This is a genomic window from Streptomyces sp. NBC_00989 (assembly GCF_045162655.1).
GTDB lineage: Bacteria > Actinomycetota > Actinomycetes > Streptomycetales > Streptomycetaceae > Streptomyces.
Genome location: NZ_CP108728.1, coordinates 5,221,295 through 5,245,000, shown reverse-complemented (window position 1 = coordinate 5,245,000; position 23,706 = coordinate 5,221,295). Strand labels below are relative to the sequence as shown.

Annotated in this window: 22 protein-coding genes and 2 rRNA genes (1 of these 24 running past the window's edge); 19 read left to right on the top strand and 5 right to left on the bottom strand. The window is 67.8% G+C overall.

What is annotated here, in order from left to right; all coding sequences use genetic code 11:
* The 6 genes from OG714_RS22905 to OG714_RS22880 form a co-directional block, all read left to right on the top strand.
* Positions 1–1,989: ribosomal RNA gene (locus tag OG714_RS22905) — 23S ribosomal RNA — on the top strand (it extends 1,135 nt beyond the left edge of the window).
* Between the two features lie 91 nt (positions 1,990–2,080).
* Positions 2,081–2,197 (top strand): 5S ribosomal RNA (rrf, locus tag OG714_RS22900).
* A 66-nt stretch (positions 2,198–2,263) separates the two neighbouring features.
* Positions 2,264–2,908: an HAD family hydrolase gene (locus OG714_RS22895; protein WP_406123615.1), complete on the top strand. Its 645-nt coding sequence runs from the start codon at positions 2,264–2,266 to the stop codon at positions 2,906–2,908.
* Positions 2,909–3,001: 93 nt separating this feature from the next.
* Positions 3,002–3,697 carry a VC0807 family protein gene (locus tag OG714_RS22890; protein WP_406123613.1) on the top strand — a complete coding sequence of 232 codons (696 nt, stop codon included), beginning with the start codon at positions 3,002–3,004 and terminating at the stop codon, positions 3,695–3,697.
* A 67-nt stretch (positions 3,698–3,764) separates the two neighbouring features.
* The gene (locus OG714_RS22885) at positions 3,765–4,976 is read left to right on the top strand and encodes an MFS transporter (protein ID WP_406123612.1); all 1,212 of its coding nucleotides are present in this window, start codon (positions 3,765–3,767) and stop codon (positions 4,974–4,976) included.
* Positions 4,927–6,099 carry an acetoin utilization protein AcuC gene (locus tag OG714_RS22880; protein WP_406123610.1) on the top strand — a complete coding sequence of 391 codons (1,173 nt, stop codon included), beginning with the start codon at positions 4,927–4,929 and terminating at the stop codon, positions 6,097–6,099. Before OG714_RS22885 ends, OG714_RS22880 begins: the two co-directional genes overlap by 50 nt.
* A gap of 284 nt (positions 6,100–6,383) precedes the next feature.
* Here the strand turns inward: OG714_RS22880 and OG714_RS22875 are convergent, their stop codons facing one another.
* Complete coding sequence (locus OG714_RS22875; RefSeq protein WP_406123608.1) at positions 6,384–6,830, bottom strand: spore-associated protein A; 447 nt, start codon at positions 6,828–6,830, stop codon at positions 6,384–6,386.
* 225 nt (positions 6,831–7,055) lie between these two features.
* On the opposite strand from OG714_RS22875, the gene OG714_RS22870 reads away from it, so the two are divergent.
* The 5 genes from OG714_RS22870 to OG714_RS22850 all read left to right on the top strand — a co-directional run bounded on the left by OG714_RS22870 (position 7,056) and on the right by OG714_RS22850 (position 10,749).
* Positions 7,056–7,871, top strand: a complete 816-nt coding sequence (locus OG714_RS22870) for a phosphatase (protein WP_406131911.1) — start codon at positions 7,056–7,058, stop codon at positions 7,869–7,871.
* Positions 7,872–8,000: 129 nt separating this feature from the next.
* Positions 8,001–8,213: a helix-turn-helix domain-containing protein gene (locus OG714_RS22865; protein ID WP_004984898.1), complete on the top strand. Its 213-nt coding sequence runs from the start codon at positions 8,001–8,003 to the stop codon at positions 8,211–8,213.
* A gap of 111 nt (positions 8,214–8,324) precedes the next feature.
* Positions 8,325–8,423: a 30S ribosomal protein bS22 gene (locus tag OG714_RS22860; protein ID WP_003948845.1), complete on the top strand. Its 99-nt coding sequence runs from the start codon at positions 8,325–8,327 to the stop codon at positions 8,421–8,423.
* Between the two features lie 179 nt (positions 8,424–8,602).
* Positions 8,603–9,664, top strand: coding sequence for an NAD-dependent epimerase/dehydratase family protein (locus OG714_RS22855; RefSeq protein WP_406123607.1), 1,062 nt, complete (start codon positions 8,603–8,605; stop codon positions 9,662–9,664).
* A gap of 14 nt (positions 9,665–9,678) precedes the next feature.
* The gene (locus OG714_RS22850; protein WP_406123605.1) at positions 9,679–10,749 is read left to right on the top strand and encodes a lysophospholipid acyltransferase family protein; all 1,071 of its coding nucleotides are present in this window, start codon (positions 9,679–9,681) and stop codon (positions 10,747–10,749) included.
* A 150-nt stretch (positions 10,750–10,899) separates the two neighbouring features.
* Here OG714_RS22850 and OG714_RS22845 read toward each other — a convergent pair whose 3' ends face one another.
* From OG714_RS22845 to OG714_RS22835, 3 genes are all read right to left on the bottom strand, one after another.
* Complete coding sequence (locus OG714_RS22845; RefSeq protein WP_406123604.1) at positions 10,900–12,114, bottom strand: DUF5667 domain-containing protein; 1,215 nt, start codon at positions 12,112–12,114, stop codon at positions 10,900–10,902.
* A gap of 235 nt (positions 12,115–12,349) precedes the next feature.
* Complete coding sequence (locus OG714_RS22840) at positions 12,350–13,123, bottom strand: ECF subfamily RNA polymerase sigma factor, BldN family (protein WP_026151088.1); 774 nt, start codon at positions 13,121–13,123, stop codon at positions 12,350–12,352.
* Positions 13,124–13,438: 315 nt separating this feature from the next.
* Entirely contained in the window at positions 13,439–14,383 is a 945-nt protein-coding gene (locus tag OG714_RS22835) for an HAD family hydrolase (RefSeq protein ID WP_406123601.1), read from the bottom strand.
* A gap of 114 nt (positions 14,384–14,497) precedes the next feature.
* On the opposite strand from OG714_RS22835, the gene OG714_RS22830 reads away from it, so the two are divergent.
* The 7 genes from OG714_RS22830 to OG714_RS22800 all read left to right on the top strand — a co-directional run bounded on the left by OG714_RS22830 (position 14,498) and on the right by OG714_RS22800 (position 22,223).
* The gene (locus OG714_RS22830) at positions 14,498–14,737 is read left to right on the top strand and encodes a glutaredoxin family protein (protein ID WP_406123599.1); all 240 of its coding nucleotides are present in this window, start codon (positions 14,498–14,500) and stop codon (positions 14,735–14,737) included.
* Between the two features lie 247 nt (positions 14,738–14,984).
* Positions 14,985–15,746, top strand: a complete 762-nt coding sequence (locus OG714_RS22825) for a redox-sensing transcriptional repressor Rex (protein WP_406123597.1) — start codon at positions 14,985–14,987, stop codon at positions 15,744–15,746.
* On the top strand, positions 15,743–17,449 hold the full coding sequence (locus OG714_RS22820) for a glutamyl-tRNA reductase (protein ID WP_406123595.1): 1,707 nt from the start codon (positions 15,743–15,745) through the stop codon (positions 17,447–17,449). Before OG714_RS22825 ends, OG714_RS22820 begins: the two co-directional genes overlap by 4 nt.
* A 134-nt stretch (positions 17,450–17,583) precedes the next feature.
* Positions 17,584–18,528, top strand: a complete 945-nt coding sequence (gene hemC, locus OG714_RS22815; RefSeq protein WP_406131909.1) for a hydroxymethylbilane synthase — start codon at positions 17,584–17,586, stop codon at positions 18,526–18,528.
* The gene (locus OG714_RS22810) at positions 18,525–20,231 is read left to right on the top strand and encodes a uroporphyrinogen-III synthase (protein ID WP_406123593.1); all 1,707 of its coding nucleotides are present in this window, start codon (positions 18,525–18,527) and stop codon (positions 20,229–20,231) included. The genes hemC and OG714_RS22810 overlap by 4 nt, the downstream gene beginning before the upstream one ends.
* A 365-nt stretch (positions 20,232–20,596) precedes the next feature.
* Positions 20,597–21,589, top strand: coding sequence for a porphobilinogen synthase (gene hemB, locus OG714_RS22805; protein WP_406123591.1), 993 nt, complete (start codon positions 20,597–20,599; stop codon positions 21,587–21,589).
* Between the two features lie 268 nt (positions 21,590–21,857).
* Entirely contained in the window at positions 21,858–22,223 is a 366-nt protein-coding gene (locus tag OG714_RS22800; protein WP_406123590.1) for a DUF805 domain-containing protein, read from the top strand.
* A gap of 21 nt (positions 22,224–22,244) precedes the next feature.
* On the opposite strand, the gene OG714_RS22795 is transcribed toward OG714_RS22800, so the two are convergent.
* A complete protein-coding gene (locus OG714_RS22795) occupies positions 22,245–22,412 on the bottom strand; it encodes a hypothetical protein (RefSeq protein WP_406123588.1) in 168 nt (55 codons plus the stop codon).
* A 307-nt stretch (positions 22,413–22,719) separates the two neighbouring features.
* On the opposite strand from OG714_RS22795, the gene OG714_RS22790 reads away from it, so the two are divergent.
* Positions 22,720–23,622: an SAM-dependent methyltransferase gene (locus OG714_RS22790; RefSeq protein ID WP_406123586.1), complete on the top strand. Its 903-nt coding sequence runs from the start codon at positions 22,720–22,722 to the stop codon at positions 23,620–23,622.
* The last annotated feature ends 84 nt before the right edge of the window (positions 23,623–23,706 follow it).

Below are 23,706 nucleotides of genomic sequence, written 5' to 3'. Positions count from 1 at the left end.
ATGTGGAGTCGCAGAGACAACCAGGAGGTTGGCTTAGAAGCAGCCACCCTTGAAAGAGTGCGTAATAGCTCACTGGTCTAGTGATTCCGCGCCGACAATGTAGCGGGGCTCAAGCGTACCGCCGAAGTCGTGTCATTCCAGCACATACGCCCAACGGCGGCTGGGATGGGTAGGGGAGCGTCGTGTGCCGGGTGAAGCTGCAGCGGAAGCTAGTGGTGGACGGTTCACGAGTGAGAATGCAGGCATGAGTAGCGATACACACGTGAGAAACGTGTGCGCCGATTGACTAAGGGTTCCTGGGTCAAGCTGATCTGCCCAGGGTAAGTCGGGACCTAAGGCGAGGCCGACAGGCGTAGTCGATGGATAACCGGTTGATATTCCGGTACCCGCTGTGAAGCGTCAAACATCGAGCATCGTGATGCTAAGGCCGTGAAGCCGTTCCGGACCCTTCGGGGAATGGAAAGTGGTGGAGCCGCCGGCCCAAGCGGTTAGTAGGTGAGTGATGGGGTGACGCAGGAAGGTAGTCCATCCCGGGCGGTGGTTGTCCCGGGGTAAGGGTGTAGGACGAGTGGTAGGCAAATCCGCCATTCATTAAGTCTGAGACCTGATGCCGAGCCGATTGTGGTGAAGTGGATGATCCTATGCTGTCGAGAAAAGCCTCTAGCGAGTTTCATGGCGGCCCGTACCCTAAACCGACTCAGGTGGTCAGGTAGAGAATACCGAGGCGTTCGGGTGAACTATGGTTAAGGAACTCGGCAAAATGCCCCCGTAACTTCGGGAGAAGGGGGGCCATCACTGGTGATCGGATTTACTCCGTGAGCTGGGGGTGGCCGCAGAGACCAGCGAGAAGCGACTGTTTACTAAAAACACAGGTCCGTGCGAAGCCGTAAGGCGATGTATACGGACTGACGCCTGCCCGGTGCTGGAACGTTAAGGGGACCGGTTAGTCACTCTTCGGGGTGGCGAAGCTGAGAACTTAAGCGCCAGTAAACGGCGGTGGTAACTATAACCATCCTAAGGTAGCGAAATTCCTTGTCGGGTAAGTTCCGACCTGCACGAATGGCGTAACGACTTCTCGACTGTCTCAACCATAGGCCCGGTGAAATTGCACTACGAGTAAAGATGCTCGTTTCGCGCAGCAGGACGGAAAGACCCCGGGACCTTTACTACAGTTTGATATTGGTGTTCGGTTCGGCTTGTGTAGGATAGCTGGGAGACTGTGAACTCTGGACGCCAGTTCAGGGGGAGTCGTCGTTGAAATACCAGTCTGGTCGTGCTGGATGTCTAACCTGGGTCCGTGATCCGGATCAGGGACAGTGTCTGATGGGTAGTTTAACTGGGGCGGTTGCCTCCTAAAGAGTAACGGAGGCGCCCAAAGGTTCCCTCAGCCTGGTTGGCAATCAGGTGTTGAGTGTAAGTGCACAAGGGAGCTTGACTGTGAGACCGACGGGTCGAGCAGGGACGAAAGTCGGGACTAGTGATCCGGCGGTGGCTTGTGGAAGCGCCGTCGCTCAACGGATAAAAGGTACCCCGGGGATAACAGGCTGATCTTCCCCAAGAGTCCATATCGACGGGATGGTTTGGCACCTCGATGTCGGCTCGTCGCATCCTGGGGCTGGAGTCGGTCCCAAGGGTTGGGCTGTTCGCCCATTAAAGCGGTACGCGAGCTGGGTTTAGAACGTCGTGAGACAGTTCGGTCCCTATCCGCTGCGCGCGCAGGAACATTGAGAAGGGCTGTCCCTAGTACGAGAGGACCGGGACGGACGAACCTCTGGTGTGCCAGTTGTTCTGCCAAGGGCATGGCTGGTTGGCTACGTTCGGGAGGGATAACCGCTGAAAGCATCTAAGCGGGAAGCCTGCTTCGAGATGAGTGTTCCCACCCCCTTGAGGGGTTAAGGCTCCCAGTAGACGACTGGGTTGATAGGCCGGATCTGGAAGGCGGGTAACCGCTGGAGGTGACCGGTACTAATAGGCCGAGGGCTTGTCCTCAGTTGCTCGCGTCCACTGTGTTGGTTCTGAAACCACGAACAACCCCATTGCCATGGTCACGGTGATGGTGCGGTTGTCTGTTTCATAGTGTTTCGGTGGTCATAGCGTGAGGGAAACGCCCGGTTACATTCCGAACCCGGAAGCTAAGCCTTACAGCGCCGATGGTACTGCAGGGGGGACCCTGTGGGAGAGTAGGACGCCGCCGAACAAATATTGCGAAAACCCCTGTACCGTTTATTCGGTACAGGGGTTTTCTGCGTTTAGGCTCAGAAGTATGCGCTATGACCTCGTGATCTTCGACAACGACGGTGTTCTCGTCGACAGTGAGCCGATCTCCAACAGGCTCCTGGCCGGCTATCTCACCGAGCTCGGGCATCCGACCTCCTACGAGGAGTCCCTCCGCGACTACATGGGTGCCGCGATGCACCGTGTCCACGATCTCGTCGAGGAGCGGACCGGGCAGCGGTTGCCGGACGACTTCGACGATGTCTTCCACGCGCGTGTTTTCGCCGCGTTCGAGCGGGAGTTGAAGCCGGTCGCCGGGGCCGTCGAGGTGCTGGAGAGGCTGGTCGCGGACGGGGTGCCGTACTGCGTGGCGTCGTCCGGGAGTCATGAGCGGATTCGGGTGGGGCATCGGACGACGGGGCTGGACGAGTGGTTCGAGGACGAGTGGGTCTTCAGCTCCGAGGACGTGGGGCGGGGGAAGCCCGCGCCGGATCTCTTCCTGTACGCGGCCGAGCGGATGGGTGTCGCGCCGGAGCGGTGTGTCGTCGTAGAGGACAGTCCGTTGGGGGTGCGGGCTGCTGTTGCGGCTGGGATGGATGTGTATGGGTTCATCGGGATGACTCCTGCCGAGCGGCTTGTCGGGGCGAGTCAACTCTTTGGTGACATGGGGCAGTTGGCTGACCTGTTGGAATGACCTCGGGCATCGGTCACGCACTGACATTTGTCATGCCGAGGTCCGGACGATCGGTTCTACTGGCCGGCTGGGGGCTCGCGGCAAGCTGAGTGCATGACGACGAACACGGGCTCCATGAAGAAGAACTTCGGGCCGCTCCTCGCGGACGTGGCGGTGCCGATCGGGTCGTACTACCTGCTGAAGAGCGGGTTCGGGATGGGCACCGTGGCGGCGCTGGGGTGGAGCAGTGTCGTGCCGGCGGTGCGGACCGTGTGGGGGGTCGTCGCCGAGCGGACGATCAATGCCTTCGCCGCGCTGATTCTCTTCGTGAATGTGGTCGGGCTGCTGCTCAGCTTCGTGGCCGGTGATCCGCGGCTGATGCTCGCGAAGGACAGCGGGGTCAGCAGTGCCGTCGGGATCGGGATCCTCGTGTCCGTGGCGCTGGGGAAGCCGATGATGACCGCCGGGATGAAGCCCTTCCTGGTGAAGGGGGACCCGGAGCGGGAGGCCGCGTTCGAGCGGCTGCTCGGCGGGTCGGTGGCCTTTCGGCGGGCCGAGCGGCGGTTCTCGTTGGTGTGGGGTGTGATGCTGCTCGCCGAGTGCGTGGCGCGGATCGTCGGTGTGTACACGCTGCCGGTGGACACCATGGTGTGGCTGGGCACGGTCGTGATGATCGGGACGATCGCCGTGACGTCGGTGGTCAGTGGCGGTGTCGCCGCCGGGCCGATGGCGGAGATGATCGACGCGGAGCTGAAGGGCGGGGACGTCCCCGCACCTGCGGTTGTGCCCTCGCTGGCCGTCGCTCGGTAAAGGTGAGCCGAATTCATCTTTGGCTGGATCTACCCATGAGTACGCCGGGGCCTCTACGCTCGCCGCCATGACAGATGTGCTGCGGCGCGGTAGGGCCTCATTGGCGTTCAGCTTCTTCGCTCAGGGCGCCACCTTCGCGCTGCTCGTGACGCGCATCCCGGCGATCCAGGACCGGTACGGGGTCTCGGACGGGCTGCTGCCCGTCTTCCTGGCCGCCGTGCCGATCCTCGCCGGGGTCGGGAGTGTGACCACCGAGCACCTGGTGAAGCGAATACGGCCCAGCGTGCTGTTGCGCTGGTCCCAGCCCGTCGTCCTCCTGGCGCTGCTCGGGGTCGGGGCGGGCGACAGCATGGCCGAACTGGCCGTCGCCCTCGGGGCGTTCGGGCTCGGCGTGGGTGCGCTGGACGCCTCGATGAACATGCTCGGGGTGAGTCTGCAGCGGACGTACGGGCGAAGCATCATGCTCAGCTTCCATGCCGCGTACAGCCTGGGCGGGATCGTGGGGGCCTCGCTGGCTTGGGCGGGGGCGCACTGGCATCTCGCGCTGTGGGTGTCGTATCTGCCGGTGGTGGCCGTGTTGTTGCCGGCTGCCTTTGTCGGGAGTCGGTGGTACGTCGACGGGGATGCGCCGGGGAGCGAGGCGGAGGGCGCGGAGGCCGGGCCGCTTGTTTTCAAGCTGCTGCTGCCGTTGTGTCTGGTGATGACCTTCGCCTATATCGGGGACTCGACCGTCTCCAACTGGAGTGCGAAGTATCTGAAGGACGTGCTGGGGAGTTCGGAGCAGGTGGCGACCGTTCCGTACAACGTCTACATGGTGATGTGCCTGGTCGGGCGGGGGATCGGGGATCTCGGGGTACGGCGGTTCGGGGCCGTGGCCGTGGTGCGGCTGGGGGCTGTGGTGGCCGCGGTGGGGTTCGCCGTGGTGGCCGTGGCGCCGGGGGCCGGGGTCGGGATGCTCGGGTTCACGTTGGTGGGGCTCGGGTTGTGTGTGCTGGTGCCGCAGACCTTCGCGGCGGCCGGGCGGTTGTTCCCGGGGGCTTCGGATACGGCCATTGCGCGGCTCAATGTGTTCAATTACGTGGGGTTCCTGATCGGTTCGCCGTTGGTGGGGGCGCTGGGTGACGCCTGGAGTTATCGCGGGGCGATGCTCGTGCCGATGGTGTTGGTGCTGGTGACGTTGGTGTACGCCCGCTCGTTCGCGCGGGAGGAGGGCCGGTACGGTGACGGGCATGAGCGGGCGCGCACAGCTGATGTGGGACGAGGCAGTAACGGGCTATGACTTCGGCCGGGACCATCCGATGGACCCGGTCCGGCTCGCCCTGACCCGGAGACTCGTCGATGCCTTCGGGCTCGACAAGGACGTGGATGTCGTAGCGGCCAAGCCCGCTGGTGATTCGACGTTGCGGCTGGTTCACCGGGAGGACTACGTCGAGGCGGTCAAGGCCGCCTCTGCCGATCCGGATGCGGCGGACGGGGCGTATGGGCTCGGGACCATGGATGATCCTGCCTTTGCCGGGATGCACGAGGTGTCCGCGCTGATTGCCGGGCAGTCGGTGGGGGCGGCTGAGGCTGTGTGGGCCGGGGATGTTCTGCATGCGGTGAACTTCTCGGGTGGGCTGCATCATGCGATGCCTGGGGCTGCCTCCGGGTTCTGTATCTACAACGACGCCTCGCTGGCCATTGCCCGGCTGTTGGAGCTGGGGGCCGAGCGGGTCGCGTATGTGGATGTCGACGTGCATCACGGGGATGGGGTCCAGGCGGCGTTCTGGGAGGACCCCCGGGTGCTGACGATCTCCCTGCACGAGCATCCTCGGACGTTGTTCCCGCAGACCGGGTGGCCGGAGGAGACCGGGGCGGGGCGGGGGGAGGGCTCCGCGGTCAATGTGGCGTTGCCCGCCGGGACCGGGGACGCGGGGTGGTTGCGGGCCTTCCATGCCGTCGTACCGGAGTTGATCGCGGACTTCCGGCCGCAGGTGCTGGTGACTCAGCACGGGGCCGATACGCACTTCGAGGACCCGCTCGCGCATCTCGCCGTGTCGCTGGACGCACAGCGGGCGGTGCAGGTCGCGTGTCATGAGCTCGCGCACGAGTACGCGGACGGGAAGTGGGTCGCGCTCGGTGGGGGTGGTTATGCCGTGGTGGAGGTGGTGCCGCGGTCGTGGACGCATCTTGTCGCTATTGCTGCGGGGCGGGAGATTGCGCCGGAAGCGGTGATTCCTGAGGGGTGGCGGCAGGAAGTGTTCGCGCGGACGCGGCAGTTGGGGCCGCAGCGGATGACTGATGGGCGGTGGCCTGTGGCCTACGCCGAGTGGGAGTCGGGGTATGACCCCGGGGATCGTCTTGATCAGGCTGTTGTGGCTACTCGGCGGGCGGTGTTTCCGTTGCGGGGGTTGTTGGCGTAGGTCTTCGGTGGATGTGCGGGTGGGTGGGGGCGGGTGTCTCGGGGATTTTCGCCCCCGCCGCCCCTACCCGTCCCATCCCTGGGGGCTGCCGCCCCCAGACCCCTGCTTCGGCCTGGACGGCCTCGTCCTCAAACGCCGGACGGGCTGATTTTGCGGGCCTGTGCTGGGAAGTGGCCGGCCGGGCTGGATGGTGTCGGCCGGTGTCGCGGAGTCGCGTGATGCCGGCCGGTGTTGCGGAGTGGTCGCCGGGGGCGGCTGGTCGGGACGCCCCCGGCGACCGTGTGTCAGCCGCAGTGGCCGGAGTCGCTGCCTGTGGCTGTGCCGATGACGCCCTGCCAGACGGCGCAGTAGCCGCGGGCGGACATGTAGACGGGACCGGCGTACGACGTGTACTGGCCGCTGTCGACGACCGGGTTGTGCTCGTAGTCGACGGCGATGTTGAGCTCGACGGCCATGTGGATCTTCGAGCCCGGGGTGTTGCGGATGGTCACGGCGCAGTTCTTGCCGGTCGACTCGTTCCAGGTCAGGAAGACCTTGCCGACGTTGCCGACCGGCGTGGAGTCGATGACCTTGTAGCCGGTGCCGCAGGCGCCGTTGTAGGTGGCGACGGCTGCCGCCTTGGTGGCGGTGGAGGTGGCTGCCGAGGCCGGGGCCGTGGCGGCTACCGTGCCGCCGAGGGCCAGGACGGTGAGTGCGGCCGCGGTCGTGGTGCGACGGGACAGCTTGATCATGATGGTGTTCCCCCAGTTGATGATGACGCCTTGGTGGTGCTGGTCAACTTGCCTGGGACGGTTGGTCGTTCCGTCCACGCAAGGTGAGACCCGGGGATCCGTACGACAGTTGTGGTTGTTTCTGTCACCGTCCTGTCTTCGTCCTGTCACCGGTGTTACGCCAACCGCGCGGTGTTTCCGGGGTTCTCGTCGTGCCGGGGTGCCGTGTCCGTCACCATCGCTCCCGTGTTGAGCACCGGCGCCCTCCGCGCCCATCTGCTGGCCGCCCGGCTGGCCGGACCCGTGGCGACCTCACGGGAGGAGAGCCTGCGGAGTTATCGCGCCTTCGCCGCCCGTGATCCCCGGGTGCTGATCGGACTCGATCCCGAATGGACATGGGGGCAGCGGGACTTGATCGGGCTGATGGCGGACAAGTGCGGGGTTTCGGCCGACCCGACGCACACTTCCGGGCATGATGTGATCGATCCGGAGCGGACCCTGGCCGCGTTGGACGCCTTCGCCGATCGGTTGGGTGCGGTTGCGGAGCGGAGTGGGGCGGTGCTTCTCGGTACCGGGCATCCGCATCGACTGCTCGGGTTCTACGCCGCGTTGGCGGACGCCTTGTCGGCGGCGGGGTGTGCTGTTCTCACCCCGGCGCATGGTCGTTGTATCGACATAACGACCCGGTTCGGTCTACGCACGTACAACCTTGACTACGTCCAGGGGGTCGGGCTGGTCCGCGAACCAGGCCCCGAACGCACCGGTTGTGAGCCCGGCGCACACACGCACTCACCGCTGCCGGTTCGTACCGTGCTGGGTGCGGCGGCGGAGGCCGGCGGGGTGCTTCCGGAGCTGGTGATCGGGGACCACGGATGGGTCTGCGGAGCAGGTCAGCTGGGGTTCGAGGCCATTGGGCTGGCTGACACCGACGACCCCGCGCTCTTCGTGGGTGAGGCCGAGGGGTCGGTGTCCGTCGTAGTTCCACTTGATGACGCCGTGCGGTCCGATTACTACCGCCCGCTTACCCGCTACGTACTCAATCGAGCGTGTCTGTCACAGTAGGCCGCCGATGGGTGCACCTCTTCCCCACTCGCATCACACGCCCCTACATTGGGGAGTGAGCACGCAACGACGAAGAGTCACCGGAAGGGGAAGCCGGTGACCGTCGAGTGCGGAAGGTTCAGGTGTGTCATGGCTGCAGCTGGCGAGAGGCCTCTGAACGAGGTTCAGTTCCTTACCGTGGCGGAGGTCGCCTCGGTGATGCGAGTGTCGAAGATGACCGTGTACCGGTTGGTGCACAGCGGTCATCTGCCCGCTATCCGGGTGGGGCGGTCCTTCCGCGTCCCCGAGCAAGCGGTACACGAGTACCTTCGCGAGAGTTATGTGGGGGTGGAGACAGCCTGAGGCGATACCTCGATTACGACCTCAGCGCTCGGACGGGTAGGCTGGCCCCTTGTAGGTCGTATGGGCCCATGATGCCCAGCACCGAGTGATGAGAAGTGAGCGAGGGTAGTCGTGGGCTCTGTTATCAAGAAGCGGCGCAAGCGGATGGCTAAGAAGAAGCACCGCAAGCTGCTGAAGCGCACGCGCGTGCAGCGTCGTAACAAGAAGTAGGCGACGCGGCGCCGCGAGAGCGTCTCCTGTGGCCCCCCACCGAATTCGGTGGGGGGCCACAGTTATGTTCCGGACTCACAGTTGTGTTCCGGACTTTCGTCGGTCGGGCGGTCATCACAGCGCAACACCGAACCGCTAGGTTGGCCGCACACGGGTAACTCAGAAGGAAGGCGCTGATCTTGGGGAAGGTCGTGCTCGTGACCGGAGTGGCCCGTCAGCTGGGGGGCCGGTTCGTTCGACGGATCCAGCGTGACCCACAGGTGGACCGGGTGATCGCCGTGGACGCCGTTCCGCCGGGGCACCATCTGGGGGGCGCGGAGTTCATCCAGGCCGACATCCGGCAGCCCACCATCGCGCGCGTGCTCGCGGAGTCGGGCGCCGACACGGTCGTGCACATGGACGTGACGGGCACCGCCCTGGGCAGCGGCAGCCGGACCACGGTCAAGGAGACCAACGTCATCGGCACCATGCAGCTGCTCGGCGCCTGCCAGAAGTCGCCGGTCGTCAAGCGCCTGGTGGTGAAGTCCAGCACGAACGTCTACGGCTCCGCCCCGCGCGACCCGGCCGTCTTCACCGAGGGCACCCCGCCGAAGTCCCTGCCGAGCGGCGGCTTCGCGAAGGACACCGTCGAGGTCGAGGGCTATGTGCGCGGCTTCGCCCGCCGCCGTCCTGACGTCGCCGTGTGCGTGCTGCGGTTCGCCAACATCCTTGGTCCTACGGCGGATTCGCCGCTCGCGTCGTACTTCTCGCTGCCGGTTCTGCCGACCGTGTTCGGGTACGACCCGCGGCTGCAGTTCGTGCACGAGGACGACGTGATCGACGTACTGCGGATCGCCTCGCACGACCCGGAGCGGGGCACGCTCAACAGCGGCACCTTCAACATCGCCGGGGACGGCGTCCTGTTGCTCTCCCAGTGCTCGCGGCGCCTGGGCCGCCCGACCGTGCCGCTGCTGCTGCCGGCGGTCACCTGGGCCGGTTCCCTGGTGCGTACGCTGGGGATGACGGACTTCTCCCCGGAACAGATCCGGCTGCTCACGCACGGCCGGGTCGTGTCGACGGTCCAGATGCGCGAGACGCTGGGGTACAAGCCGAAGTACACGACCGCCGAGACCTTCGCGGACTTCGCGCGGAGTCAGGGCCCGGGGCTGCTGCCGCCGGAGGCCCTCGCGGGGGCCGTCGACCGGATCGCGGCGCTGTCCAGGCCGGGCAGTGGCCACCCCCCGACGCCGAGCGCCAACTGAGGAGCGCATCAACGATGGCGGATGCCAAGGTCATTCCGTTCGACGACGACCGGTCCCGTGCGAACGGCGTGCAGCGGCCGCAGCGGCGCCGGAGCACCGGGAACCGGCGCAAGAACGGCGAGCCCGCGCTGGTCCGTGAGGTCCAGCCCCTGCCGGGCCGGGACTTCGCGCAGGATGATGTTCCTGTGACGCGTGAGGAACAAGAGCCGGAGCAGACACCGGACGAGGACGGCCAGGAGGGCCAGAGCGGCCTGGAACGCCGGGTCGCCCACGGCCTGTCCTTCCTGCGCCGCCGGCTGACCGGGGACTACGACGTCGACGACTTCGGCTACGACGAGGAGCTCACCGACGAGGTCCTGATGCCGGCGCTGCGACCGTTGTACGAGAAGTACTTCCGGGTCGAGGTCAAGGGCATCGAGAACATCCCGGCGGAGGGCGGCGCGCTGATCGTCGCCAACCACTCCGGGACGCTGCCGCTGGACGGCGTGATGATGCAGATCGCCGTCCACGACAACCATCCCGCGGGCCGGCACCTCCGGCTCCTCGCGGCGGACCTCGTCTTCATGCTGCCGGTGGTCAACGAGCTCGCCCGCAAGGCCGGTCATACGCTGGCCTGCGCCGAGGACGCCGAACGCCTGCTGGGGCGCGGCGAGTTGGTCGGTGTGATGCCGGAGGGCTTCAAGGGCATCGGCAAGCCGTTCAGCGAGCGCTACAAACTCCAGCGCTTCGGCCGCGGCGGCTTCGTCTCGACGGCCCTGCGCAAGGGGACGCCGATCATCCCGTGCTCGATCGTCGGGGCGGAGGAGATCTACCCGATGATCGGCAACTCGAAGACGCTGGCCCGGGTCCTGGGCTTCCCGTACTTCCCGATCACGCCGACCTTCCCGTGGCTGGGCCCGCTGGGCGCGATCCCGCTCCCCACGAAGTGGACGATCCAGTTCGGCGAGCCGATCCCCACGGCCGGCTATCCACCGGAGGCCGCCGAGGATCCGATGCTCATGTTCAACCTCACCGACCAGGTGAGGGAGCAGATCCAGCACACGTTGTACAAGTTGCTGGTGCAGCGGCGGTCGGTGTTTTTCTAGTTTCTGGTTCGGCAGTTCCTTGGCTGCGGGCCGGTGGGGGCTGGTCGCGCCCACGCGGCGGTAGCCGCAAATCAATACGGCCCCGCGCCCCTAAAGACGATGGGCGCCCCTCGCTGGAAGGGCGCCCATCGTCGTACAGCCGAGGCGAAGCTAATTCGCATCCTCGCTGTCGATGCCCAAGCCCGGCAGCAAGCCCGGGAGCAGCGGTGGCAGCGTGACGTCCGGCTCGGTGATCGACGGCTTGCTCGCGGACGGCGACTCCGTGCCGGAAGCCTTCGGGGGGTCCAGGAGGCCGCCCGTGTTGCCGCCGAGGAGGCCGTCGCCGGTGGTGGCGGACTCGGTGGGGGTGCTGGAGTGGCCGGTCTCCGCGGAGCCGTCCGTCGTGCTCGGTGTCGTCGTGCGGTGGGTGTCGGTGGAGCCGCCCTTGGACCCCGTACCCGGAGCGCGGTGCTTGCCGGTGCCGGGGGTCGTCGCCGGGGGCTGGGGGAGCAGCGACTGGAGCGGGGCGACCTCTTCGTCTATGGCGTCGAAGACCGACGACACCTGGTCGCTGACGTCGCCGAGCTGGACGGGGAGGCGGTCGCGCAGGGCGCCCCAGGCCTCGCGGTGCGAGCGGGAGAACGCGGAGAGGGCCTGGATGGGGCCCAGCGAGTTCGGGTCCTGCTCGTACGCCTCGTGCAGCAGGCGGTGGCCCTCGGACGCGTCGTGCGTCATCCCGGCGAGCGTGCGGCGGATCTCGCCGAGCTGCTCGTGGTCGAGGTGGCCGCCACGGTCCCGCTCGATCAGCCGGCGTGCCTCGCTCAGGCGGTTGGACGCCTGGTCGAGGTAGGCCACACCGCGCTGGTCGTCGCCGTCGGACAGGTAGTTGAGCTTGAAGTCCTCGATGCCGCGCTTCAGGCCGTAGAGCGAGTCACCGGGCAGGGCGCCCGAGCTCGCCGCGGCCACTCCGCCGAAGGCACCCGCGGCGACCCCGACGCTCAGTCCGCCGGCCGCGAGGCCCTTGGAGAGCCGGGACCGCGGTCGCAGCTTGCCCAGACCGGTGGCCCGGTGCGCACCCCGGGACCGGGGGGACCGCTGCTCCGGTACCGAGGGTCCGGGTGCCTCGCCTTGCAGCATGGCCTCGAACGCGGCGACCAGCTGAGCCCGCTGGACCACCTTGACCTCGGGGTCCAGCACGGGTTTGGGCAGCTCGCCGAGACCGGTGGCGAAGGCCAGCATGCGGCCCTGCTCGGTCTGTTCCGCAGCAGCCGGGGCCGGGGCCGGTCCTTGAGACTGCTCGGCCGCCGTGCCCTGGTCGGACTGCTCCTCTTCCAGGGCCTGGGCGAAGGCGTTCGCCCGCCGGTGCGCCGATACGTTCGCGATCACTGGCGGCACCTCCTCTCGCGTCATGACGGTCGACTCCCCAGGGGGTCCTGAGGGTTGCACAGCCTGACCGCATCCACACGATCGAGTGATCGGGGAGGGTCAGGTCGTGACCACAGGGAGCCTGTATCCCGCACAACGAGTGGCGCGGCACTTGGGTTACGGACGACGGATGATCCGACCGCGAACTCAACGGACTTTCACTGAGCGCGAGTTGGGCGCTACCGAGCGTATGCCGTCAGCGGGCGTCGTCCGGGAGGAGCCGGGCGAGAGTGCGCACGGCCCGGTACTGGAGGGTCTTGATCGCACCCTCGTTCTTGCCCATCACCCGGGCGGTCTCCGCGACGGAGAGGCCCTGCAGGAAGCGGAGCGTGACGCACTCCTGCTGCTGGGGGTTGAGCCGCCGTACGGCGTCGAGCAGTGCGGCGTTCGACAGGGACTCCAGGACGGAGTCCTCGGGGGAGCGCTCGACCTCGTTGGCGTCGAGCATCTCGCCGGTGGTCACTTCCAGCCGGAAGCGGCTCGACTTGAAGTGGTCGGCGACCAGGTTGCGGGCGATCGTCACCAGCCAGGCGCCGAAGTCACGGCCCTGATAGGTGAACGTGCCGATGCGGCGCAGGGCGCGCAGAAAGGTCTCGCTGGTGAGGTCCTCGGCGGTGGCTTTGCCTCCCACTCGGTAGTAGATGTACCGGTACACAGTGTCGCTGTACTGGTCGTAGAGGCGGCCGAAGGCGTCGGCTTCGCCGGCCTGGGCACGCTCCACGAGGTCCATCATCCGGGCGCTGTCGCTGTCAGCGGCCGGACGGCGTGCGGTGGCGGCGCCGGCCGAGCGCCCTCGTCTGCCAACAGCCGCGCCGCCGTCGGCCAGTGCATAGCACGGGCCTACGGGTGCGGTGGTGGCGAAGGCGGCGGGGACGGCGTACGCGGTGGGGACGAAGCCGCGCAACAGGTCTTGGACCGTTGCGCGCAGCGTAGCCAGGCCCGAGGCGTCAACCCCGACGTGTGGGTACACGGGACTCCCAGAGGCAGAGCTTCCATCACGTGCAGTACCGGAACATTCACCCGTCGTAGCGACGGAGGGGTACCGGATTGCGTCTGAGGAGAATAACGCTTCGTGCAGGCACTGCTACACCCAGTTGCTCAAATCATCGATTACGTCGCTTCTGTAACCGGTTGACGCCCGATCAAGTACCGCAGAGTGACCGGTTGTTGATCAGAACGGTCCGAATTCAGTCAGGGACCGGGGCGTGTTGTGGCCGTGTGCAGCCAACGTGACTGGACAGGGGGTTACGCGGGTACGACTCGTGGATTGGCCGTGTTTACCGCGTCACCGGCGTCGGCGATGCAATGCGATCGCCGCGGCCGTGCCGCCCGCCACCGCGCCCACGCCGGCCGCCGCCGGGATGCCGACCTTGGCCGCCTTGCGGGCCGTCCGGTAGTCGCGCAGCCGCCAGTCCAGCTCGCGCGCGTGCTTGCGCAGCTTGGAGTCCGGGTTGATGGCGTAGGGGTGCCCGACCAGCGAGAGCATCGGGATGTCGTTGTGCGAGTCGCTGTACGCGGCGCAGCGCGAGAGGTCCAGGCCCTCCGCCGCGGCCAGTGCCCGTACCGCCTCCGCCTTCGCGGGGCCGTGCAGGGGTTCGCCGACCAACTTGCCGGTGTAGACGCCGTCGACGGACTCGGCGACCGTGCCGAGGGCGCCGGTGAGGCCGAGGCGGCGGGCGATCACCGTGGCGATCTCCACCGGGGCCGCCGTGACGAGCCACACCTTCTGGCCCGCGTCCAGGTGCGCCTCGGCGAGGGCGCGGGTGCCGGGCCAGATGCGCTCGGCCATGTACTCGTCGTAGATCTCCTCGCCGATCGACTGGAGTTCGGCGACGCGGTGGCCCTTGACGATGGACAGCGCGGAGTCGCGCGCCTCCTGCATGTGCTCGGGGTCCTCGGAGCCGGCGAGCCTGAACCAGGCCTGCTGCCAGGCGAACTTGAGGAGGTCTCGGGTCTCGAAGAACTTCCGCTTGTGCAGGCCCCGGCCGAAGTGGAAGATCGACGCGCCCTGCATGACCGTGTTGTCCAGGTCGAAGAACGCGGCCGCTCTGTCGTCGCCGAGGACCGGGAACTCCGGTTCCTCCGCCTGCTTTTCGGGCGCGAGGGCGTCCTGTATGTCCTGCGCGTCCTGCGACGACTTGCGCGCTGCCTCCGCAGAGGCCTCGCCTGCCAACACGCTCCGCGCCGTGGCGGAGCGCCTACGGGGAGTGAGCCATCCGAGAGCGGCCATGTCGTGAGCATAGCCAGTTTGTTCGGTGGTTCCGGAGCCGAGAGGTTCGGAGGCTGTGAACTCTCCGCGACCGGGCCGTTAAAGAAGTGCACCGGTGGCGCGAGAATGGTGTGCATGAGTCATCTCGTCACCCTCATCCGCAAGCCCGGCTGTCATCTGTGCGAGGACGCGCAGCTCGTCGTGGAGAAGGTCTGCGCCGACCTCGGGGTCCCCTGGGAACAGAAGGACATCACCGAGGACCAGCGACTGCACGACGAGTACTGGGAGCAGATTCCGGTCGTCCTCGTGGATGGGAAACAGCACACCTTCTGGCGGGTGGACGAGGCCCGGCTGCGCCGGGAACTGACCAAGTAGTTCAACGCGCGCCCGAACGTCGCTTAGGATCGACGGCGGTTTGGTCTCGGGGGCGGGAATTACGAGGAGTGTGGCGGTTTTGCCCCCTGGAATACGCCTGGGACGCGTGTGCGTGACCCCGGTCACGTTGGCCGGGCAAATCGGACACCATCTTTGTGCACGCGTTCACAAAGACATAGCCTGCTTTCGACGGGGCGGTCTGGGTACGTGTGACCGCCCACAGCCCCGCTCTACCCGCAGGAGCACCGTGGCAACTGGCCGAACTCACCGACCGGCGAGCCGTAGCCGAGGGATTCCCGAGGCCACCGTCGCCCGTCTCCCGCTGTACCTCCGCGCGCTGACCGGACTCTCGGAGCGCTCGGTGCCCACGGTCTCCTCCGAGGAGCTCGCGGCCGCCGCGGGGGTCAACTCCGCGAAGCTGCGCAAGGACTTCTCCTACCTCGGCTCGTACGGCACCCGCGGTGTCGGCTACGACGTCGAGTACCTCGTGTACCAGATCTCCCGCGAACTGGGCCTGACCCAGGACTGGCCGGTCGTGATCGTCGGTATCGGCAACCTCGGCGCCGCACTCGCCAACTACGGCGGGTTCGCCTCCCGCGGCTTCCGGGTCGCCGCCCTCATCGACGCCGACCCGGCGATGGCCGGCAAGCCCGTCGCGGGCATCCCGGTGCAGCACGCGGACGAGCTCGAGAAGATCGTCAGCGACAACGGCGTCTCCATCGGCGTCATCGCCACCCCCGCCGGTGCCGCCCAGCCGGTGTGCGACCGGCTCGTGGCCGCCGGTGTGACGTCCATCCTGAACTTCGCGCCGACCGTGCTGACCGTCCCGGACGGCGTCGACGTGCGCAAGGTCGACCTCTCCATCGAGCTGCAGATCCTCGCCTTCCACGAGCAGCGCAAGGCCGGCGAGGAGGCCGCCAACCAGGCGGCGCACCCGACCGCCGCGCGCCGTGGCGACTCCGCCGAGCAGGGCCCTGACGGGGACGTCCCCGCCGTGATGCCGGCATGAGTCTCCTCGTCGTCGGGCTGAGCCATCGCAGCGCGCCGGTCAGTCTCCTGGAGCGGGCCACGCTGAACGCGGACGCCCAGTTCAAGCTCCTCCAGGACACGGTCGCCGCCGAACCGGCCGCCGAGGCCGCGGTGTTGGCCACCTGCAACCGCATCGAGCTCTACGCCGACGTGGACAAGTTCCACGCGGGCGTCGCGGAGTTGTCCACGCTGCTGGCCCAGCACAGCGGCGTCGGCCTGGACGAGCTCACTCCTTATCTCTACGTGCACTACGAGGACCGGGCCGTCCACCACCTCTTCTCGGTGGCCTGCGGCCTCGACTCGATGGTGGTCGGCGAGGGCCAGATCCTCGGCCAGATCAAGGACTCCCTCGCCAAGGCGCAGGAACTGCACTCCGCCGGGCGGCTGTTGAACGAGCTGTTCCAGCAGGCCCTCAGAGTCGGCAAGCGCGCCCACTCCGAGACCGGCATCGACCGCGCGGGTCAGTCCCTGGTCACCTTCGGCCTTCAACAGCTCTCTTCCGGTACGGCAGTTGAGGCCTGGGCGAAGGGGAAACGGGCCCTGGTCATCGGCGCCGGCTCCATGTCGTCGCTGGCCGCCGCGACCCTCGCGCGTGCCGGGGTCGCCGAGATCGTCGTCGCCAACCGCACCTCCGACCGCGCCGAGCGGCTCGCCCAGATCATCACCGAGAGCCCCGAGACGGACGTGTCGGCCCGCGCGGTACCGATGGATTCGGTGCCGTTCGAGCTGACACGTGCCGATGTGGCCGTGTCCTGCACGGGCGCCACGGGGCTGGTCCTGACGGCCGACACGGTCGCCGGAGCGGTCGAGGGCCGGGTGTCGCAGGACGCCACGGTCGGTCGTACGGCCGTAGCGGATGTCGTACGCGAAGAGCTTCCGCCGACGTCCGTCGGGACCGAGGACGGGTGTCCGCTGGACCTTTCCGCGGTGCAGGGGGCGAGTGGCTTCTCCGTGATGGGGGAGGCCGCCGTGGCCGGGATGGACGCGGCGACGCTGGAGCAGCACGCGGCCTGGGTCGGCGGCAGTGCCGTCGACCGGCGTGAGGCGGCCCGGCGTACGCCCGAGGCCGAGGCCGAACTCATCGCCGAACTCGCCGCCATGGCCGCCACGGTCGGGCGGATCCCCGAGCGCCGTCGGCCCGAGCCCGTCGCCCACATCCCGCGCCCCGCGCCGGTGTTGTCGTTCCTCGACCTCGCGATGCCGCGGGACGTCGACGCGGCCGTGCACCGGGTGGCCGGGGTGCGGCTGGTGGACATCGAGTCGCTCGCCGAGGCCTCCGCCGACGCCCCGATGGCGGCGGACGTGGACGCGGTCCGGCGTATCGTCTCCGACGAGGTCGCGGCCTTCGGGGCAGCCCAGCGGGCCGCGCACATCACGCCGACCGTGGTCGCCCTGCGCGCCATGGCCGCCGAGGTCGTCGCGGGTGAGATCGCCCGGCTCGACGGACGGCTGCCCGGCCTCGACGACAAGCACCGCGCGGAGATCACCCAGACCGTGCGACGTGTCGTCGACAAGCTGCTGCACGCGCCGACCGTACGGGTCAAGCAGCTCGCGGCCGAGCCCGGCGGCGCCGGGTACGCGGACGCGCTGCGCACGCTGTTCGACCTGGACCAGGAGACGGTGGCCTCCGTCTCGCGGGCCGTAGAAGACTCTGAGATCAGTAAGAACCGAGGGCCAGCATGAGAAGCACGCGTGAGCCGCAGGGGCGCGCCGGTGTCGAGAGACCGACCGCGCGGAGGCCCGAAGGGCTGAGCACGGTCGGTCTCTCGACACCGGCTGAGGCGCCCCGGAGGCGGGAGCAGGGAAAAGGGGCACCACTGAGGCTCGGGACCAGGCGGAGCAGACTCGCCCTGGCCCAGTCCGGGTTGGTGGCGGACGCCGTGAGCCAGGTGACCGGACGGCCCGTCGAGCTCGTCGAGATCACCACCTACGGCGACACCTCCCGCGAGCACCTCGCGCAGATCGGCGGCACCGGGGTCTTCGTGACCGCGCTGCGGGACGCGCTGCTCGGCGGTGAGGTCGACTTCGCGGTTCATTCGCTGAAGGACCTGCCGACCGCGCAGCACCCGGAGCTGGTGCTCGCCGCGATCCCGGAGCGCGAGGACCCGCGGGACGTACTCGTCGCCAGGGACGCCCTGAAGTTCACCGACCTGCCCCGCGGGGCGCGCATCGGTACGGGCTCCCCCCGGCGCACGGCCCAGCTGAACGCGTACGCGCGCAGCCACGGCCTCGACATCGAGACGGTCCCGATCCGCGGGAACATCGACACCCGCGTCGGCTTCGTGCGGGACGGTGAGCTGGACGCCGTCGTCCTGGCCGCCGCCGGACTGAGCCGGATCGGCCGCCTCGACGACGTGACCGACTTCCTGTCGGTCGACACGGTTCTGCCCGCCCCCGGCCAGGGGGCCCTGGCGATCGAGTGCGCCGCGGACAACGCGGACCTCGTCGCGGCGCTCGGTGAGCTCGACGATCCGTTCACGCGGATCGCCGTGACTGCCGAAAGGTCCCTGCTCGCCGCCCTGGAGGCCGGCTGCTCCGCCCCTGTGGGCGCGCTGGCCGACCTGCTGGCCGACGGGCAGATTGTCAAGGAAATGCGCCTACGCGGCATAGTCGGCACGACCGACGGTTCGCGTACGGTGCAGCTGTCCACCACCGGTCCCGTGCCCGAGACGCATGACCAAGCACTGGCGCTCGGTCGCGAACTCGCCGCCGAGATGCTTGCCCAGGGCGCGGCCGGTCTGATGGGGGAGCAAGCCAAGTGAGCCCCACCACTCTTCCCGCCGCCGGTCCTGAACACGGGCACGTCACCTTCCTGGGTGCCGGACCCGGAGATCCGGGACTGCTCACACTGCGCGCCGTAGAGGCGCTGGCGAACGCGGACGTTCTCGTCGCCGAGCACGAGGTGCTCGACGTCGTACGTGCGCACGCCCGACCCGGCGTAGCCGTCGTGCATCCGGATCCGAGTCCTTCTTCGGGCTCGCTCCCGGGCACAGGCACGCCTCAACTAACGGTTGTTGACGGTGCGTCAACAACCGTTGGCCTACCCGCTGTGCGGGATGCGGCACATCTTGTCATGGAGGCCGCACGGGGCGGCAGGCGGGTCGTACGTGCGGTGTCCGGGGACCCCGGACTAGATACGTACGCCGCCGAGGAAATGCTCGCCTGCGTCGCCGCGGGTGTGCCTTTCGAGGTCGTCCCGGGTGTCGCGGCGGCCGTCGGCGTGCCCGCGTACGCCGGTGTCCCGCTGCGGGACGCGCAGGGGGCGGACGTCCGGTTCGTGGACGCCCGTACCGCGTCGGACCGGTGCTGGACGGAGGTGGGGGCGTCGGACGGCACGGTTGTGGTTTCCACGTCGCTGGACTCCGTGGCCGCGGCCGCTGGTGAGTTGGTGGCCGCCGGCCGTAAGCCGGACACCCCGATGACCGTCACAGTGGCTGGTACGACCACTCGTCAGCGGACCTGGTCCGCGACGCTCGGGACGATCGCGCAGACGCTGAAGCAGGCGAAGGTGCTGCCCTCGCCCGAGGGTGGCCGGCCGGTGATAGCCGTGGTCGGTGAGCGTTCCGCCGCCGCCCAGCGCGACCAGTTGTCGTGGTTCGAGTCCAAGCCGCTGTTCGGCTGGAAGGTGCTCGTGCCGCGGACGAAGGAGCAGGCGGCGTCGCTCTCCGACCAGCTGCGGTCGTACGGGGCCGTTCCGCACGAGGTGCCGACGATCGCCGTCGAGCCGCCGCGGACGCCCCAGCAGATGGAGCGGGCGGTCAAGGGGCTCGTCACGGGGCGGTACGAGTGGATCGCCTTCACCTCCGTGAACGCGGTCAAGGCCGTGCGGGAGAAGTTCGAGGAGTACGGGCTCGATGCGCGGGCGTTCGCGGGCATCAAGGTCGCGGCGGTGGGTGAGTCCACCGCCAAGGCGCTGGTCGCCTTCGGCGTGAAGCCGGATCTGGTGCCGAGCGGGGAGCAGTCCGCGGCCGGCTTGCTGGAGGACTGGCCTCCGTACGACCCCGTTTTCGACCCGATCGACCGGGTGTTCCTGCCGCGTGCGGACATCGCTACGGAGACGCTCGTCGCCGGGCTGATCGAGCTCGGGTGGGAGGTCGACGACGTGACCGCCTACCGGACCGTGCGGGCCTCGCCGCCGCCGGCCGATACGCGGGAGGCGATCAAGGGGGGTGGCTTCGACGCCGTTCTCTTCACGTCGTCCTCCACGGTGCGGAACCTGGTGGGGATCGCCGGTAAGCCGCACAACGTGACCGTGATCGCGTGTATTGGTCCTGCCACGGCGAAGACGGCCGAGGAGCATGGGCTGCGGGTGGATGTGATGGCTCCGGAGCCGTCTGTGCACAAGTTGGCCGAGGCGTTGGCGAACTTCGGCCTTCGGCGGAGAGCTGCGGCGCAGGAAGCGGGGGATCCGGTTACTCGGCCCAGTGAGCGTCGGCCTGGTGCTCGGCGGCGGCGTACGACCTGAGGTTGAGTTCTGGGTTGCGGTGAGTGGGGGCGGGCGTCCGTGGGGCGCTGCGCCCCCACACCCCCGCTTCGGCCCTGAAGGGGCCTCGTCCTCAAACGCCGGACGGGCTGATTTTGGCGGCCTGCGTTGGAAAGTGGCGAACGGGCTGATTTGGGCGGCCTGCGTCGGAAGGTGACGGGCGGGCTGATTTTGGCCGCCTGTGTTGGAAGGTGACGGGCGGGCTGATTTTGGCCGCCTGCGTTTTTGAGGTGCCGGGTGGGCCGGAAAGTGCGCGAAGCGCCGCGATGTGTCCCGGATCCATGGCGAAATGTGCGCCGACTCACCGTCGGCAAAGGTGTCCTTGAGGCGGGCGTAGCGTAGGTGGCATGACGACGTACGGATCCTTTCCCGGCTCGCGGCCCCGGCGGTTGCGGAACACTCCCGTGATGCGGCGCATGGTTGCCGAGACGCGGTTGCATCCTGCCGACTTCATCCTTCCTGCGTTTGTGCGGGAAGGGGTTGCCGAGCCCGTGCCGATCTCCGCGATGCCCGGGGTCGTACAGCACACGCGGGACAGTCTGAAGAAGGCTGCCGCTGAGGCTGTGGCCGCCGGGATTTCCGGGATCATGCTTTTTGGGGTGCCGGAGGAGTCCAAGAAGGATGCCCTTGGGACTCCTGGGACCGACCCTGATGGGATTCTGCAGGTCGCGTTGCGGGATGTGCGGGCCGAGGTCGGGGACGAGCTGCTTGTCATGTCCGATCTGTGTCTTGATGAGACCACCGATCATGGGCACTGTGGAGTGCTTGATGAGCACGGGCGCGTTGACAATGACGCCACCCTTGAGCGGTATGCCGAGATGGCTCAGGTGCAGGCCGATGCGGGCGCTCATGTCGTCGGGCCCAGCGGGATGATGGACGGGCAGATCGGGGTCGTCCGGGACGCGCTCGACCAGATCGGGCGGGAGGACGTGGCGATCCTCGCCTACACCGTCAAGTACGCGTCCGCGTTCTTCGGTCCGTTTCGCGAGGCCGTCGGGTCCTCGCTCAAGGGGGACCGCAAGACGTACCAGCAGGACCCGGCCAACGCCCGGGAGTCCATGCGGGAGTTGGCGCTCGATCTGGAGGAGGGTGCCGACATGGTGATGGTCAAGCCGGCGGGGCCCTACCTCGACATCCTGGCCAAGGTCGCCGAGGTCTCGGACGTACCCGTCGCCGCCTATCAGATCTCCGGCGAGTACTCGATGATCGAGGCCGCCGCCGAGAAGGGCTGGATCGACCGGGACAAGGCGATCTTCGAGGCGCTCACCGGGATCAAGCGGGCCGGGGCGCAGAACATCCTGACGTACTGGGCGGTGGAGGCGGCGCAGAAGCTGCGCTGACCGCCGAGGCCGCGCTGACCGCCGACGCCCGCTGAACGCCCGTCAACAGGCAACGCTTCGAGATCGTTCCGGCGTCGGGGCGATCTCGGTTCGGGGTGGGAGCGGGGTTTGGCCCGAAATCGATGGTCGGTGTGGGGGGATCTGGCCCCAATTGGCCTTCTATGTCCGGCACTTATGTAGATTTGACGCGTGCGCATCACTGTCCTTACCTTCTGCGCCTGGCCTGATCCGTTCTGGACGGTCTGGACGTCGATCCCTGGGGGACACCATGAGCTATTTCATCGAGGCGTTGAAGAAGTACGCGGTATTCAGCGGGCGCGCGCGCCGCAAGGAGTACTGGATGTTCTCCCTGTTCGCGGCGATCTTCGCGATCGTCCTGGGCATCATCGGTGTGGTGATCAAGTTCCCGTACCTCGTGATCGTCTTCTACCTCGCGATCCTGCTGCCCGGTGTGGGCGTCAGCATCCGTCGCCTGCACGACACCGGCAAGTCCGGCTGGTGGCTGCTCTTCGCCATCATCCCGATCGCCGGCCCGATCACCCTGCTGGTCTTCACCTGCACGGACAGCGCGCCCGGCGCCAACCAGTACGGCCCGAACCCGAAGGAAGTCGGCGGGATCCCGGCGCAGGTCTGATCGCACACGCCACGAGGCCCGTCAGGGCGTGGACCCCGTCGACATCGACGACGTGGGACTCACGCCGGACGGGCCTTCGTCGCGTACGCCCATACCGTCCTTGCACCCCGAGAGCAGCAGCGCCGCGGCGAGCACGGCCGTCGCGGTGGCCAGGGCGCGGATGCGGGTGCGGGTGGTGCGGGCCGGCATGGGTTCCTCCCGGGGAAGCGGAGCGCGTCGTCGGGTGCAGCTTGGGCGGTCGGGCGGGGCGGGGTCTACGGCTGTCGCCGGATTCGGGACGCCGGTACCGTCCCGCCCGCGCTGACCTGCGGGGATGCCGGTCCTCCCGGGCACGTCGTGGGACGCGGGACGGGGAGCGGGTGCCCGTCCCGCGGACTGGGCACCATCAAGTCCCGGCGGGAGTTAGGTTGTTGACCACCGCTCTTGATGAGCACTGTTCTCGACGAGCACTGCTCCGGTTGTCCTTCGAGTGACCGACCTCTTCTGGGAGACGCGCATGCCCGGTGACGCCCTCAGCCAAGACCCCGCCGAGCTGAGAAGGAGGATCGACACCAGCAAGGCCCACCCGGCCCGCGTCTACGACGTCTTCCTCGGCGGCAAGGACAACTACCCCGTCGACCGCGAGGCCGCCGCCGCCGCGCTCGCCGCCAACCCGCGCGGGTATCTCGACGTACGGCACAACCGGGACTTCATGCGCCGCGCGGTCACCCGGCTGTCGCAGGAGCACGGGGTGCGCCAGTTCCTCGACATCGGCACCGGGCTGCCCACCGCGGAGAACGTGCACCAGATCGCCCAGGCCGTCGAGCCCGAGTCGCGGATCGTCTACGTCGACAACGACCCGGTGGTCCTCGCGCACGCCCGCGCGCTGCTGACCAGCAGTTCCGAGGGGCGTACCGACTACATCGACGCCGATCTGCGCCGCCCGGCCGACATCCTCGAACAGGCCGCCAAGACCCTCGACTTCAACGAGCCGATCGCCCTGCTGCTGGTGGCGATCCTGCACTTCGTCGAGGACGAGGAGGCGTACCCGCTGGTGAGTGAGCTGGTGGATGTGCTGCCCGCCGGCAGTCACGTGGTGCTCAGCCATCTCACCGACGAGATGCATCCGATCCCGACCCGTGCGGTCCAACGGACGTACACGGAGCGGGGGTTCACCTTCGTGTTCCGTACCAAGGACGAGGTCGAGCGGTTCTTCACCGAGACCCCGGGTCTCACCCTGGACGAGCCCGGTGTGCTCCCGGCCCATCAGTGGCACCCCGGTCCGGCGCCCGCGCCGCCGGTGGTGGATCAGGCGTACTTCGAGAGTCTCGACGACATCGAGAAGATCACCTACCGCGACATCAACGATGTGACGGACGACGACATCAACGTCTATGGGGCGACCGGCAAGAAGGCCTGAGTCCGGTCGGGGCGGGCGCCCGCACGCAGGTGTCCGTCCGGATCGCGGAAACCTGTTTGTAGGCGACACCTACATTCCTAGGCT